Source organism: Cellulosimicrobium composti (assembly GCF_010287905.1).
GTDB classification, from domain to species: domain Bacteria; phylum Actinomycetota; class Actinomycetes; order Actinomycetales; family Cellulomonadaceae; genus Cellulosimicrobium; species Cellulosimicrobium composti.
In genome coordinates, this window is the sequence record NZ_JAAFAN010000020.1 from 43,786 (window position 1) to 58,940 (window position 15,155).

Annotated in this window: 10 protein-coding genes; 8 read left to right on the forward strand and 2 right to left on the reverse strand. The window is 76.3% G+C overall.

The window, feature by feature from the left end:
* The first annotated feature begins 22 nt into the window (after positions 1-22).
* From GYH36_RS07985 to GYH36_RS07995, 3 genes are all read left to right on the forward strand, one after another.
* Positions 23-766, forward strand: a complete 744-nt coding sequence (locus tag GYH36_RS07985; protein ID WP_312028556.1) for a metal-dependent transcriptional regulator — start codon at positions 23-25, stop codon at positions 764-766.
* Positions 767-866: 100 nt separating this feature from the next.
* Positions 867-2,135 carry an MFS transporter gene (locus tag GYH36_RS07990; protein WP_162289582.1) on the forward strand — a complete coding sequence of 423 codons (1,269 nt, stop codon included), beginning with the start codon at positions 867-869 and terminating at the stop codon, positions 2,133-2,135.
* 249 nt (positions 2,136-2,384) lie between these two features.
* Positions 2,385-3,041 (forward strand): vitamin K epoxide reductase family protein, encoded by a 657-nt coding sequence (locus GYH36_RS07995; protein WP_312028557.1) that lies wholly within the window; start codon positions 2,385-2,387, stop codon positions 3,039-3,041.
* 10 nt (positions 3,042-3,051) lie between these two features.
* On the opposite strand, the gene GYH36_RS08000 is transcribed toward GYH36_RS07995, so the two are convergent.
* Positions 3,052-3,492, reverse strand: coding sequence for a YbjQ family protein (locus tag GYH36_RS08000; RefSeq protein WP_115942785.1), 441 nt, complete (start codon positions 3,490-3,492; stop codon positions 3,052-3,054).
* A 68-nt stretch (positions 3,493-3,560) separates the two neighbouring features.
* Between GYH36_RS08000 and leuS the strand changes: the two genes are divergently transcribed.
* Positions 3,561-6,560 carry a leucine--tRNA ligase gene (gene leuS / locus GYH36_RS08005; protein WP_162289583.1) on the forward strand — a complete coding sequence of 1,000 codons (3,000 nt, stop codon included), beginning with the start codon at positions 3,561-3,563 and terminating at the stop codon, positions 6,558-6,560.
* A 130-nt stretch (positions 6,561-6,690) separates the two neighbouring features.
* Here the strand turns inward: leuS and GYH36_RS08010 are convergent, their stop codons facing one another.
* Positions 6,691-8,655: a helicase HerA-like domain-containing protein gene (locus GYH36_RS08010; RefSeq protein ID WP_162289584.1), complete on the reverse strand. Its 1,965-nt coding sequence runs from the start codon at positions 8,653-8,655 to the stop codon at positions 6,691-6,693.
* A gap of 84 nt (positions 8,656-8,739) precedes the next feature.
* Between GYH36_RS08010 and GYH36_RS08015 the strand changes: the two genes are divergently transcribed.
* The 4 genes from GYH36_RS08015 (at position 8,740) to holA (ending at position 14,987) form a co-directional block, all read left to right on the forward strand.
* Complete coding sequence (locus GYH36_RS08015; protein WP_162289585.1) at positions 8,740-9,621, forward strand: DegV family protein; 882 nt, start codon at positions 8,740-8,742, stop codon at positions 9,619-9,621.
* 268 nt (positions 9,622-9,889) lie between these two features.
* Positions 9,890-11,158, forward strand: coding sequence for a ComEA family DNA-binding protein (locus GYH36_RS20315; protein WP_312028558.1), 1,269 nt, complete (start codon positions 9,890-9,892; stop codon positions 11,156-11,158).
* On the forward strand, positions 11,155-13,830 hold the full coding sequence (locus tag GYH36_RS08025; protein WP_162289586.1) for a ComEC/Rec2 family competence protein: 2,676 nt from the start codon (positions 11,155-11,157) through the stop codon (positions 13,828-13,830). The genes GYH36_RS20315 and GYH36_RS08025 overlap by 4 nt, the downstream gene beginning before the upstream one ends.
* 146 nt (positions 13,831-13,976) lie before the next feature.
* The gene (gene holA / locus GYH36_RS08030) at positions 13,977-14,987 is read left to right on the forward strand and encodes a DNA polymerase III subunit delta (RefSeq protein WP_162289587.1); all 1,011 of its coding nucleotides are present in this window, start codon (positions 13,977-13,979) and stop codon (positions 14,985-14,987) included.
* The last annotated feature ends 168 nt before the right edge of the window (positions 14,988-15,155 follow it).

Genomic DNA, 15,155 nt, shown 5'->3' on the forward strand with positions numbered 1-15,155 from the left:
CCCCGTGACCTAGGGTGGTCGGGTGGACCGCCCGACCGACCTGACCCCCGTCGCCCAGGACTACCTCAAGGTCGTCTGGGGAGCGCAGGAGTGGTCCGACGAGCGCGTGACGACCAAGCTCCTCGCCGAGCGGATCGGCGTCGGCGCCTCGACGGTCTCGGAGACCGTGCGCCGCCTGAGCGCCCAGGGCCTGCTCGAGCACGCGCCGTACGGCGCCATCACGCTCACGGAGCGCGGCCGCAGCCTCGCGCTCGCGATGGTCCGTCGGCACCGCCTCCTGGAGACCTACCTCGTCTCCGAGCTCGGGTACGGGTGGGACGAGGTCCACGACGAGGCGGAGGTGCTCGAGCACGCCGTCTCCGACCTGCTCATCGACCGGATCGACGCGCGCCTGGGCCACCCGACGCGCGACCCGCACGGGGACCCGATCCCCGGCGCGGACGGGACCGTCGTGCGCCCGCCCGCCGTCCCGCTCGCCGACCTCGTCGTGGGTGACCGCGGCACGGTCGTGCGGATCTCCGACGCGGACCCGGACGTGCTGCGCTACCTCGCGGAGATCGGCGTGGGCCTGGACACGGGCGTCGAGGTGCGCGAGCGGCGCGAGTACGCCGGGATCCTGTCGGTCGTGTGGACGCGCCCCGACGCGGCCGGTGCGGACGCGGGGGAGGCGGGACGCGCGGACGGTCGTGCCACGCCGCCCGCACAGCTCGGCCTGCGCGCCGCCGACCACGTCTGGGTCGTGCGCAGCGAGCCGGTCCCCGCCTAGACTGACCACCAGCCCTGACACTCGTCGCCGACGTCGCCGACACCGCTCGAATCGATTCGACCGACCCGACCCGGGCTCGGCCCGACGCACGAGGACACCGATGACCGACAGCACCACCCCCGCCGCCCCGGCCGAGCCCGACGCGCGCGGCGGACGCCTGCGCGGCGCCGGTCCCGCGCTGCTCGCGCTCGCGATGGGCGGGTTCACGATCGGCACGACCGAGTTCGCGACGATGGGCCTGCTGTCCGACATCGCGACCGACCTCGACGTCTCGATCCCCACCGCGGGGCACGCCATCACGGCCTACGCGGTCGGCGTCGTCGTCGGCGCGCCGCTCCTCACGGTCGCGGCCGCGCGACTGCCCCGCAAGACGCTTCTCCTTGCGCTCATGGCGTTCTACACGCTCGGGAACCTGTTCTCCGCGACCGCGGGCAGCATCGAGACCCTCGTCGCCGGGCGGTTCCTCGCGGGCCTGCCGCACGGCGCGTTCTTCGGCGTCGGCGCGGCGGTCGGCGCCGCGGTCGCCGGCCCCGGCCGCCGCGGCCGCGCCGTCGCGACCATGATGGCGGGCCTGACGATCGCGAACGTCGTGGGCGTGCCGCTGTCGACGTTCGTCGGGCAGCAGCTCGGCTGGCGCGCGGCGTTCGTCGTCGTGGGCGGTCTCGGGCTCGTCACGCTCGCCGCCCTGTGGTGCCTCGTCCCCGCGGGCGCGGGGAACGAGGACTCGTCCGTGCGCCGTGAGCTCGGCGCGCTGCGCAACGGCCCGCTGTGGACCGGCTTCGTCGGCGCCGCGATCGGGTTCGGCGGCATGTTCGCCGTCTACTCCTACGTGGAGCCGACGATCACGCGCGTCACCGGGCTGTCGTCGGGGGCGGTGCCGGTCGTGCTCGCCGTCTTCGGCGTCGGCATGACGGTCGGCACGGTGCTCGGGGGCCGGCTCGCCGACCGCTCCGTCATGCGCACCGTCTACCTCGGCTTCGTCTCGACCGGGGTGACACTCGCGCTGTTCGCCCTCACGGGCCAGCACCCGGTGCCCGCGGTGCTCGCGCTCTTCCTGCTCGGCGTCACGTCGCAGGTGCTCGGCCTGTCGCTCCAGACGCGCCTCATGGACCTCTCGCCCGCGGCGCCCTCGCTCGGTGCGGCCCTGTGCCACTCCGCGCTCAACGTCGGCAACGCCAACGGCGCGTTCCTCGGCGGGCTCGTCATCGCCGCCGGGTGGGGCTACCTCGCGCCCGCCTGGACCGGCGTCGTCCTCACCGTGGCCGGGCTGGGCATCATCCTCCTCGTGGGCCGGCGCCCCGCGGGCGTCGTCGTCGCCACCCTGACCGACGACGCCTCGGCGCCCGCCGTGTCCGGCGCACCGCGGTAGAACCACTCGGCTCCGGCCGGCCCGGCTCCGGCCGGCCCGACCCTCGGCGTCGAGCGCGGCCTTCCTCGGCGCCGAGCACGGGGTTGCTGTCGTTATCGACGGGATAACGACAGCAACCCCGTGTTCGGCGGGGAGGAGAGGACCGCTCCCAGCCCGGACCCAGCGAGCCGCGGTAGGTTGTGCCCTGCGCGCACCGCCGTGCGCGCCGTCACGTCCGGCGCGAGCCGGTGACCCACGAGGAGCGCCCCCGTGAGCAAGAGCGCCACCGCCGGTGCGAACGTGTCCGCCGACCCCGACGACGAGCTGCTGCCCGCGCCGGGCCCCCGCCCGATGACCGCGCGCACCACGGGTTGGCTGCTCGTGGTGCTCGGCGTGATCGGCCTGTTCGGCTCGGCCGCGCTCGCGATCGAGAAGTACCTCAAGCTCGCCGACCCGAACCACGTGCCGTCGTGCAGCCTCAACGCGCTGCTCGACTGCGGCGACGCGATGGACTCCTGGCAGGGCTCGCTGCTCGGCTTCCCCAACCCGCTCATCGGGATCGCGGCCTTCCCCGTCGTCATCACGACGGGCGCGGTCGTGCTGCTCGGCGCCCGCCTGCCGCGCTGGTACTGGCTCACGCTCCTCGGCGGCACGACCCTCGGCATGGGCCTCATCGTCTTCCTCATCTGGACGACGATGTACGCGATCTCCGCGATGTGCCCCTACTGCATGGTCGTGTGGGTCGCCATGCTCCCGCTGTTCTGGTACCAGGTGGTGCACGCCGTCCAGGAGGGCTACCTGCCGGCCGGTGACGGCGTACGACGCACGCTCGTCGGCAACCGGCACCTGTTCCTCGCGATCGGCTACGTCGCGCTCGTCGCGTGGGTGCTGCTCGTCAAGGGCCCGGTCATCGTCTCGCTGTTCTGACCGGCATCGCTCAGCGCCAGGCCGGCTGGTCCGGCGCGGCGTCCTGGGGCGCGTGCCCGCCCTGCTGCGGAGCCGGGGCGCCGCCCTGCGCCTGGTGCGCGGACTGCGCCGTCGCGCCCGGCTGGCCCGCGGGGATCGGGCTCACGACGACGGCCGTGCCGTAGGCGCACACCTCGGAGAACGACGCCGCGATCTCGCCCGTGTCGAAGCGCATGCCGACCACGGCGTTCGCGCCGCGGCGCTGCGCCTCCTGCACCATGCGGTGCATGACCTCCTGGCGCGACTCGTAGACGAGCTGCGTGTACTCCTTCACCTCGCCGCCGCCGATCGAGCGGAACGACGCCACGAAGTTCGCCCCGATGTTCGCGCTGCGCACGGTCATGCCCATGACCTCCCCGAGCACCGCGTCGATGCGGTAGCCGGGCACCTCGTTCGTCGTCACGATGATCACGGCGCACATCCTCGCACGGGCCCGGACGGCCGCCGTCGGGCCGTCCGCCGGCCGGTAAACTCGTCCGGGTGACCACGCCTGACACCACCTCGCTCCCGCACGCCCAGGACGCCCCCGCCGCCGGTGGCCCCGCGCACCGCTACACGCCGGCGCTCGCGGAGCAGATCGAGCTCAAGTGGCAGGAGCTGTGGGAGCAGCGCGGCACGTTCTGGGCCGCGAACCCGACGGGCGACCTGCGCGACGGCGAGGGCCGAGGCCCGGAGGGCGCGAGCCCGTACTTCATCATGGACATGTTCCCGTACCCGTCGGGCGCCGGCCTGCACGTGGGGCACCCCCTGGGGTACATCGCGACCGACGTCGTCGGGCGCTTCCGCCGCATGTGCGGCGAGAACGTGCTGCACGCGCTCGGGTACGACGCGTTCGGCCTCCCCGCCGAGCAGTACGCGGTGCAGACCGGCCAGCACCCGCGCGTCACGACCGAGGCGAACATCGCGAACATGCGGCGCCAGCTGCGCCGCCTCGGCCTCGCGCACGACTCGCGCCGCACGTTCGCGACGATCGACCCCGAGTACGTGCGCTGGACGCAGTGGATCTTCCTGCAGATCTTCGACTCCTGGTACGACGCCGACGCGCCCCGCCCCGACGGCGGCGTCGGCCGTGCGCGCCCGATCGCCGAGCTCGAGGCGGAGCTCGCGTCCGGCGCGCGGCCGGTGCCCGGTGGCGTCGACGGCGTCGAGGAGGGCGCCGACTGGGCGACGCTCACGCCCCGCCAGCGCCGCGCCGTCGTCGACTCCCAGCGCCTCGCCTACGTGGACGAGTCGCCCGTGAACTGGGCGCCCGGCCTGGGCACGGTCCTCGCGAACGAGGAGGTCACGGCCGACGGCCGCTCCGAGCGTGGCAACTTCCCGGTGTTCCAGCGCAGCCTGCGCCAGTGGAAGATGCGCATCACCGCGTACGCCGACCGCCTCGCGGACGACCTCGACCTCATCGACTGGCCCGAGAAGGTCACGGCGATGCAGCGCAACTGGATCGGTCGCAGCGAGGGCGCGCTCGTGCGGTTCGCGGTGCTCGGCACGCCCGACGGCGCGAACGACGCCGCCGCGGAGTCCGGCGCCACGATCGAGGTCTTCACCACGCGCCCGGACACGCTGTTCGGCGCGACGTTCATGGTCGTCTCGCCCGAGCACCCGCTGCTCGACGAGGTCCCCGCCCACTGGCCCGACGGCACGTCGAGCGCGTGGACGTCCGGGCACCGCTCGCCGGTCGAGGCCGTCGCCGCGTACCGCCGCGAGGCCGCCGCGAAGACCGCCGTCGAGCGCCAGGCCGACGCCGGCAAGAAGACGGGCGTGTTCACCGGCCACCTCGCGGTGAACCCCGTCAACGGCCAGGCGATCCCCGTCTTCACCGCCGACTACGTGCTCATGGGCTACGGCACCGGCGCGATCATGGCCGTCCCGGGCGGCGACGAGCGCGACTTCGCGTTCGCCGAGGCGTTCGGGCTGCCGGTCGTGCGCACGGTCGAGCCCGCCGACGGTCTGCCCGAGGACTTCACGGGCCCGTACACGGGTGACGGCGTCGTCGTCGGCTCCGCGAACGACGAGATCTCGCTCGACGGCCTCGACGTGCCCGAGGCCAAGCGCCGCATCACCGCGTGGCTCGCGGACAAGGGCATCGGCGAGGGCACGACGACGTACCGCCTGCGCGACTGGCTGTTCAGCCGCCAGCGCTACTGGGGCGAGCCGTTCCCGATCGTGTGGGACGAGAACGACCAGCCCGTCGCGATCCCCGACGCGCTGCTCCCCGTCGACCTGCCCGACGTCCCCGACTACGCGCCGCGCACGTTCGACCCGGACGACGCCGACTCCTCGCCCGAGGCGCCGCTGGGCCGCAACGAGGACTGGGTCAACGTCACGCTCGACCTCGGCGACGGTCCCAAGCAGTACCGCCGCGACACGAACACCATGCCCAACTGGGCCGGGTCGTGCTGGTACTACCTGCGCTACCTCGACCCGAGCTGGGACGGCGGCGACCAGGACACGGTCGTCGACGAGGGCCTCGAGCAGTACTGGATGGGCCCCGAGCACAACGCGAGCGCGGGTCGCGCCGGGGGAGTGGACCTCTACGTCGGCGGCGTCGAGCACGCCGTGCTGCACCTGCTCTACGCGCGCTTCTGGCACAAGGTCCTCTACGACCTGGGCCACGTGTCGAGCCTCGAGCCGTTCCACAAGCTGTTCAACCAGGGCTACGTCCAGGCGTACGCGTTCACCGACGCGCGCGGCCAGTACGTGCCCGCCGCCGAGGTCACGGAGGAGCCCGCGGCCGACGGCTCGGGCGAGGTCGTGTACCGCTGGAACGGCGAGGTCGTGCAGCGCGAGTACGGCAAGATGGGCAAGTCGCTCAAGAACGTCGTGACGCCCGACGAGATGTACGCCGAGTACGGCGCCGACACGTTCCGCGTCTACGAGATGTCGATGGGTCCGCTCGACCTGTCGCGCCCGTGGGAGACGCGCGCCGTCGTCGGGTCGCAGCGGTTCCTGCAGCGCCTGTGGCGCAACGTCGTCTCCGAGGAGACGGGCGAGGTCACGGTCGTGGACGAGCCGGCGTCGCCCGAGACCCTGCGGGCCGTGCACCGCGCGATCGCGGACGTGCGCGTCGAGATGGAGCACATGCGCCCCAACACGGCGATCGCGAAGCTCATCACGCTCAACAACCACCTCACGTCGCTCGAGAAGGTGCCGCGCGAGGCCGTGGAGCCGCTCGTGCTCATGACCGCGCCCGTCGCGCCGCACATCGCGGAGGAGCTGTGGGAGCGCCTCGGCCACGAGCGCTCGCTCGCGCACGAGCCCTTCCCGACGGCCGACGAGCGCTACCTCGTCGAGGACACCGTGACGTGCGTCGTGCAGGTCAAGGGCAAGGTGCGCGGCCGTCTCGAGGTCTCGCCGTCGATCTCGGAGGAGGACCTCACCGCCGCCGCGCTCGCCGAGCCGAACGTGGTGCGCGCGATCGACGGCGCGCAGGTGCGCAAGGTGATCGTGCGCGCGCCCAAGCTCGTGAACATCGTCGTCTGACGACGACCCGCAACACGCGGGGAGGAGCCGCGTCCGGGGTGCTCGGACGCGGCTCCTCGTGCGTCACGGGCGTCCGGCGCAGGCGACCCGCGGCGACCCGCGGCGCCGGGTGCCGCCCGGCGGCGCGCGGTCAGCGTCGGCGGGTGCCGAAGATCGTGCGCGTGAGCTCGCGCCCGAGCTGCGTCCCCGCCGAGCGCAGGAACGAGTCGAGCGGGCTCGACGAGCGCGACCGCGACGACCCGGACGACCCCGAGCGGCTCTTCGCCGCGTCGCGCTCGAGCTTCGCGCGCATCTTCTCGAGCTCGGCCTGCTCCTTCTTCGCGGCGCGCTCGGCCTCCTTCGCCGCCTCCTTGGCGGCCTTCTCCTGCGCCGCGGCCTCGGCGGCGGCGGCCTCGGCGGCGGCGCGCGCCGCGGCCTGCTCCTGCACGCGGACCTGGAGCAGCTCGAACGCCGACTCGTTGTCGACGGGCGTGCCGTAGCGCGCCGACGACGGCGACGCCGCGACGAGGCCGTCGAGCACGGACGCGGGGGCCGGGTCCATCGACGACCGGGGCGCCCGCACGCGCGTCCACGCGACCGGCGTCGGCGCTCCCTTCTCCGTGAGCACCGTGACGACCGCCTCGCCCGTGCCGAGCGACTGCAGCAGGCGCTCGAGGTTGTACGGGGACGTCGGGTACGTGCGCACCGCGGCGCGCAGCGCTGCCGCGTCGTCGGGCGTGAACGCGCGCAGCGCGTGCTGCACGCGGTTGCCGAGCTGGGCGAGCACGTCGGCGGGCACGTCTTTGGGGCTCTGCGTCACGAAGAACACGCCCACGCCCTTGGAGCGCACGAGCCGCACGGTCTGCACGACCTGCTGAAGGAACTCCTTCGACGCGCCCGTGAACAGCAGGTGCGCCTCGTCGAAGAAGAACACGAGCCTCGGCTTCTCCACGTCGCCGACCTCCGGCAGCTCCTGGAAGAGGTCGGCGAGCAGCCACATGAGGAACGTGGAGAACAGCGCGGGGCGGTCCTGCACCGCGGGCAGCTCGAGCGCGGAGATCACGCCCCGGCCGTCGGGGGCGGTGCGCAGCAGGTCCGACGTCTCGAACGCCGGCTCGCCGAAGAACACGTCCGCGCCCTGCGCCTGGAGCGCGACGATCTCGCGCAGGATGACGCCGGCCGTCGCGCTCGACACGCCGCCGATCCCCTTGAGCTCGCCCTTGCCCTCGTCCGACGTGAGGTACGCGATGGTCGACTGGAGGTCCTTGAGGTCGAGCAGCGCGAGCCCCTGCGCGTCGGCCCAGTGGAAGATCAGCCCGAGGCTCGACTCCTGGGTCTCGTTGAGGCCGAGCACCTTCGACAGCAGCAGCGGACCGAAGTCCGTCACGGTCGTGCGGATCGGCACGCCCGTGCCCAGCCCGCCGAGCGAGTACACCTCGACGGGGAACGCCGTCGGGGTCCAGTCCTGCCCGATCGACGCCGAGCGGTCGACGATCGCGGGGCTCGACGCGCCCGGCACGGCCAGCCCCGACAGGTCGCCCTTGACGTCCGCGAGGAACACCGGCACGCCTGCCGCCGACAGCCCCTCCGCCATGCCCTGGAGCGTCTTCGTCTTGCCCGTGCCGGTCGCGCCCGCGACGAGCCCGTGCCGGTTGAGCATGGAGAGCGCGAACCCGACCTGCACGTCGGCGCGCGGCGCGGGCTCGCCCCCCACCTCGCCCTCGAGCAGCGCGCCGAGCGCGAGCGTGCCGCCCTTGTACGCGTACCCGGCCGCGACCTCGGCGGCGTAGCCCTCCAGCGCCGCGCCGTCCGGCCCGCTCTCGGGCTCAGGTTCAGGTTCGGGTTCCGGTGCGGGCTCGGGGGCGGAGCCCGTGCCCGACGGCGCGGCCTCCTCCGGCGTGCCGCCTCCGGCGGGCTCGTCGGACGCCTCGTCCGCGGGCGTGTCGGAGGGCTCGGCACCTGTGGGATCCTCGCTCGCTCGCGCGGCGGCCTCGGCGGCCTCGAGGGCGGCCTGCGCGGCCGCGGCGCGGGCCTCGGCGGCCTCCGCGGCCGCCTGCGCGGCGGCCGCTCGCAGGGCGGCGAGCTCGGTCGGGGACTGTGCGGCGTCGTCGGCCATGCTCGGATCGTAGGGGCGCCGCCGCGCCGGCGCAGCCGGGCCGGGATGCGTCGCGCGCCGCGCGCGCCGTAAGGTGGCGCGGCCATGACCGACCACCGCGTGCACGTCGTCACCGACTCGACCGCCTCGCTCCCGCCCGGGACCGCCGAGCGGCTCCGTTCCGTCCCGCTGCACGTCGTGGTCGACGGCGAGCCCCACCTCGAGAACGTCGGCCTCACCGCCGAGGACGTGGCCGCGCACCTCCAGGCCGGGCACCGGGTCACGACGTCCCAGCCGACGCCGCGCGCGTTCGGCGAGGCGTACGCCGCGGCGGCGGCCGCCGGTGCGCGCGAGATCGTCTCCGTGCACCTCTCCGGCGAGCTGTCCGGGACGGTGCACGCGGCGGCGCTCGCGGCCTCGGACGCCCCCGTGCCCGTCCGGGTGGTCGACTCGCGCACCGTCGCGATGGGCCTCGGCTTCGCAGCCCGGGCTGCTGCGGAGGCCGCCGCCGCGGGTGCCCCGACCGACGTCGTCGCACGGCGCGCCATCGAGGTCGCCGACGCGAGCCGCGCCGTGTTCCTCGTGGACTCGCTCGACCACCTCCGCCGCGGCGGCCGCCTCAGCGCCGCCGCCGCAGCCCTCGGCACCGTGCTCGGGGTCCGGCCGCTGCTGGCCGTGCGCGAGGGGAGGATCGAGGTCGTCCAGAAGGTCCGCACGCGCGCCGCGGCCGTCGAGCGGCTCACGACCGTCGCGGTCGACTCCGCGGGCCGCCGTACCCGGCCCGCGCTCGCGGTCCACCACGTGGGGGACGACGACGGCGCCCACCGCCTCGCGGCCGAGCTCACCGACCGGACCGGCCTCGACGCGGTCGTCACGCCTGTGAGCGCCGTGCTCGGCGCCCACGTCGGCCCCGGCGTCCTCGCCGTCGTCGTCGCGGACCTCGCCGACCGAGGGTCCGGAGTCGCGGACCTCGTGCCCCTGCGCTGAGCCCCGGGTCGACGGCTGCCGGTCGGTCCCGCGCCGCGCCGATCGACGCGCTCGCGCAGAGGCGGCCGCTGCTGAAGTGTGCGCCCCGTCCACAAGCCCACATGGAGGCCGTCCCGTCCCCAGGCTGCCGCGACCGTGCGGCACCGGACGCTCTCCGCTCCGTAGCGTGCGCGGCGTGAGCACACCTCGGCACGAGCCGCGTCAGCACGCCCGACCCGGACGCGACCCCGCACGGGAGGGGGCGGTCGTCCGGCAGCGCCTCCGGGCCGTGACAGGGACCGGGCGCCCCGCGCTGGCGTGGCACCCCGCGACCGCGGCGCTCCCCAGCGTCGACCCTCGGGACGCGGCGCGCGGCACGACCCGCCGCGCGCCGTGGGACGAGGTCCTCGGACCGGCGGGGCCCGACGTCGTCGGTCCGGCGGTGTCCGACGACCTCGGGGCGGGCCCGTCCGGCGGCGAGGAGAGCGTCGGGGTCGTGGGTGACGAGGCGAACGGCACGGGACGCGCCCGTGACGAAGGCGGCTGGCTCCCGTCGCGCCCGGGTGGGGGCGGCCGAGGTCCCGTCGACGACGCGGGCGTCCGCGACGACCCGCGTCCGTCCGACGAGACGGGTTCCCACGACGTCCCCGAGCGCCGGTCGGTCCTCGGGCGCCCGGCACCCGCACGTCCGGACCCGGGCGAGGAGCTTGCGACGGCGCCGGGCGACGACGCGGCGGCCCGGCTGCGGCACCGGGCGACCCGGACCGCGGCGAGCGCGTACACCGCCGCGCACGGCCACCCGACCTCGCACGCGGGGTTCGCCGACCTCGCCGACGACGGCGGGCGCCCGCGGTGGGGGCTGCGTCCGCGCACCGCGGTCGCGGCCCTCGTCGCTGTCCTCGTCCTCGCGGCCGCGGTCGTCCTGCTGCGCGCACCGGCGGGTGGCGTCGAGCCCGTGGCCACGCTCGGCGCACCGCAGACCGGCGGGGAGTCGGGCGCCGGTGCCGACGACGCCGCCGACCCGGTCGCCGGGGACGGAGCGACCGAGGCACCCGTCACGAGCACGGACGGCACGACCGGAGCGGGTGCTGCCGGAGGAGCCGACGCAGGGACGGGCCCGTCCTCCGGGGTGGTGGTGCACGTCGTGGGGCAGGTCGCCACCCCGGGACTCGTGACCGTCGGGGCCCACGCGCGCGTGGCGGAGGCGATCGAGGCCGCCGGGGGCGCGACCGCGGAGGCGGACCTCGCGGCGCTCAACCTCGCGCGCACCGTGACCGACGGCGAGCAGATCCACGTCCCGCGGCCCGGGGAGGCCGTCCCGGCGGCCGCCGCGGCCCCCGCGCACGGATCGGCTGGCACGCCGGGCGGCCCGCTCGACCTCAACACCGCCGACGTCGCGGCGCTCGACGCGCTGCCCGGCATCGGGCCCGTGCTCGCGGAGCGGATCGTCGCGTGGCGCGAGGAGAACGGCCCGTTCACCGCGGTCGACGAGCTCGGCGAGGTCAGCGGGATCGGCCCGGCCGTCCTCGCGGACGTGCGCGACCTCGTCCGCGTGTGACAGACCTCCGGCTCGTCCCGGCGGCGCTCGCGGCGTGGGCGACCGCGTTCGTGGCGACGGCCGTCGCGGCGCCGCCGGTCCTGCGCGGTGCGGCGGTCGCGGTCGTCGTGCTGGGCGGGGCCGTCGCGTGGGCGGTCGCGACGAGACGGACGCGGCGCTCGGGCGCGGCCGGGCAGGCCGTGCTCGTCACGGCGTGCGCGGCGGCGGTGCTGCTCTCGTCGGGAGCGCAGCTCGGCGCCCGGGCGCCGGTCGACGACCTCGCCGACGCGCAGGCGACCGCGACCGTCACCGCCACGGTGCGCTCGGCGGCCGTCGCGCGGACGAACCCGTGGTCGGGTGCGGCGGACCGGTACGAGGTCGACGTCGCGCTCCACGAGGTCACCGCGCGCGGCGTGACCACCGCCGTGTCCGGCCCGGTCGTCGTCACCGGACCGGGCGACGGGTGGGCGGACCTCGCGTACGGGGCGACGGTCGTCGTGACGGGCCGGCTCGCGCACCAGGGGGACCGTACGGTGCTGCGCACGGACGGCCCTCCGCGCGTCGTCGCGCAGCCCGGGGCGCTCCTGCGCGCGACGCACGCGATGCGTCAGGGGCTTCTCGACGCGACCGACGGGCTGAGCCCGCAGGCCCGCGGCCTCGTGCCGGGCGTGGCGGTCGGCGACACGTCCCGGCTCGACCCGGCGCTCGACGCGGCGATGAGGACGACGTCGCTCACGCACGTGACGGCGGTCTCGGGCGGGCACTTCGCGATCGTCGTCGCGTGCGTCGCCGCGCTGTGCGTGCTCGTCCGGGCGCCGCGGGCCGCGCGGGTCGTCGTCACCGGGGCCGCGATGGCCGGGTTCGTGGTGCTCGTCCACCCGGAGCCCAGCGTGCTGCGCGCCGCGGCGATGGGCGCCGTCGGCGTCGTCGGGATCGCCCTCGGGCGGCCCTCGCGCGCGGTCGCGGCCCTCGGCGCGGGCGTCGTGGTGCTCCTCGTCGTCGACCCGTGGCTCGCCCGCTCGTACGGGTTCGTCCTCTCCGTCGCGGCGACCGCGGGCCTCGCGCTCCTCACCGCGCCGATCGCGCGTCGCCTCGCGCCGTGGTGCGGGCGGACGGCGGCCCACGTCGTCGCGGTGCCCGTGGCGGCACAGGCCGCGTGCGCGCCCGTCCTCGTGCTGCTCGACCCGAGCGTCAGCACGTGGGCCGTCCCCGCCAACCTCCTCGCGGCCCCGGCGCTCGGCCCCGCCACGGTGCTCGGCGTGCTCGCGACGCTCGTCGCGCCGTGGTGGCCGCCGGCGGCGACCGCGCTCGGGTGGTCGGCGGGGCTGTTCACCGGCTGGATCGCGGGCGTCGCGCGCGTGTTCGCCGACCTGCCCGGGGCGCGGCTGCCCTGGCCGGGCGGCGTCGGCGGTCTCCTGCTGCTCGCCGTCCTCACGGCGGGCGCGCTCGCCGTCGTGCTCGGCTCGCGTGCGCTGCGCGAGGCGGGGGAGCGGCGCGCGGTGCGCACCGCGTCGCGGCCGCCGCTGCGCGAGCGCGCGGGACGGGCCGTGCGCGACCTCCGCCGGTCGGCCTCGCGCGGCCCCGGCCGACCGGCTGCGCGCGGCGCCGGGTCGTCGGTCGGGGGCGGTTCCTGGCGACTGCCGGTGCGGGGTCCGTCGCGTCCGGCCGGTCGCCCGCCCGCGACGGCGCGTGCCGCGACCGTGCTCCTCGTCGCCGCGGTCGTCGTCGTGGTCGTCGTGCTCGTGCGGCCCGTGACGGTCGGGCGCGGTCCGGTGCCGCAGGACTGGGCGGTCGTGGCGTGCGACGTCGGTCAGGGTGACGCCCTCGTGCTCCGCTCGGGACCGCGCGCGGCGGTCGTCGTCGACGTCGGGCCGCCCGGTGACGCGGCGGGACGCTGCCTCGACGGTCTGGGGGTCGAGACGGTCGACCTGCTCGTGCTCAGCCACTTCCACGCCGATCACGTCGGCGGGCTCGACGCGGTGCTGCGAGGCCGGACCGTGGGGCTCGCGCTCGTCACGGCCACCGCGGACCCGGCGGAACAGGCGGAGCGCACGGTGGGCGCGCTCGCGGCAGCGGGCGTCCCGGTCCAGGTCGCGCGGGCGGGCGACGCGGGCACGGCCGGCGGAGCCGGAGAGCGTGGGAGCCCCGGCGCTGTGCACATCGGCGGACAGGCGGGAGCCGCCGGCGGCGCGGCACCCGGCGGCGCGTCACCGGGCGGCGCGTCACCGGGCGGCGCGGTGTGGGAGGTGCTGCAGGCCGGTCCGGGCGCGTCGTCCGACCGGGTCCCGCCCGGCCGCTCCGCCCGCGGCGCCGGCGAGGTCGACGGCGGCGCGAACGACGCGAGCGTCGTGCTCCGCGTGCGCGTGCAGGGCGTCGACGTCGTGGCGCTCGGTGACCTCGAGGACGCCGGGCAGAACAGCCTCGCGCGCACGCTCACCCAGCAGGGGAGCGCGCCGGTCGACGTCGTCAAGGTCGCGCACCACGGCTCCGCGACCCAGTCCGACCGCCTCGCCGAGGTGCTGTCCCCGACGGTCGCGCTCGTGAGCTCGGGGGAGAACACCTACGGTCACCCCACCGACCGCGCGCTCGACCTCTACCGAGGCGTCGGCGCGACCGTGCTGCGCACCGACACGTGCGGGACGTTCGCGCTCGTCGTGCGGGACGGCGTCCTCGCGGCCTCGGGCTGCGGCTGACCGCGCGGCCCGCCACCGCGCTCCCGGTCGACGGACGGTCGGGAACCACGCGGTCGGGCACGCGGTCGGCCACCGGGCGAGCGGATGGTGTCCACCGTGAGATCGGCGCGTCCGCCGTGGTGGGCGGGGCGTGGCAGGCTGGTGCCATGCCCGCGCCGACACGCTCCGCCCGCCCGTCCGCCGGTCCGTCGCTCGCGTGGGACGACGTCCGGCTCGCGCCCGTCGTGCTCGTGCAGGGGCCGGAGTCGCTGCTGGCCGAGCGGGCCGTGGACGCGATCGTCGGGCTCGCGCGCGAGCGGGACCCCGAGGTCGAGAAGGTCACCATGGAGGGCGCGACGTACCAGGCGGGCATGCTCACCGTCGCGGCCAGCCCCTCGCTGTTCGGCGAGGCGAAGGTCGTGGTCGTCGAGGGCGCCGAGGCCGCGACGGACGCGCTCGTCGCGGACGTCGTGGACTACGTCCCCGTCGCGGACCCGGAGACGACGGTCGTCGTCGTGCACGGCGGCGGGGTGCGCGGCAAGCGCATGCTCGACGCGATCAAGGCGAGCGGGGCACCCGTCGTCGCTGCCGACGCGATCAAGAAGGACTCCGACAAGGCCGCGTTCGTCACGGCCGAGTTCCGCCGGGCGCACCGCCGGATCGACGCGTCCGGGGTGCGCGCGCTCGTCGAGGCGGTCGGTACCGACCTGCGCGAGCTGGCGGCCGCGTGCAGCCAGCTCGTCACGGACACCGACGGCACGGTGAGCGAGGCCGTCGTGGACCGCTACTACGGCGGACGGGTCGAGGCGACGGGTTTCCGCGTGGCCGACGCCGCGGTCGCAGGCCACGCGGGCGAGGCCGTCGCGCTCCTGCGGCACGCCCTCGCGACGGGCGCCGACCCGGTGCCCATCGTCGCCGCGCTCGCGATGAAGCTCCGTGCGCTCGCGAAGGTCGGAGCGATGCGCGGCCGTGGCGGGGCCGCGGCCACGGACCTCGGCCTGGCGCCGTGGCAGGTCGACCGCGCGCGGCGCGAGCTCGCGGGCTGGACGCCCGAGGGCCTCGCGACGGCGATCAGCGCCGTGGCGCAGGCCGACGCCGAGGTCAAGGGTGCGGGCCGCGACCCGGTGTTCGCGGTCGAGCGCGCCGTCCTCACCATCGCGCGGGCGCACGGCCGCTGACGCGCCCGCGCCGTCCGGCGTCGGAGACCGGCGGCCCGGCGAGGTCCGGGCATGCACGAGGGGGGGGGGGGGGGGGGGGGGGGGGGGGGGGGCGGGGGGGGGGGGGGGGGGGGGGGGGGGCGGGGGGGGGGGGGGGGCGGCGGGGGGGCGCCCCCCCGCGGGCGGGGG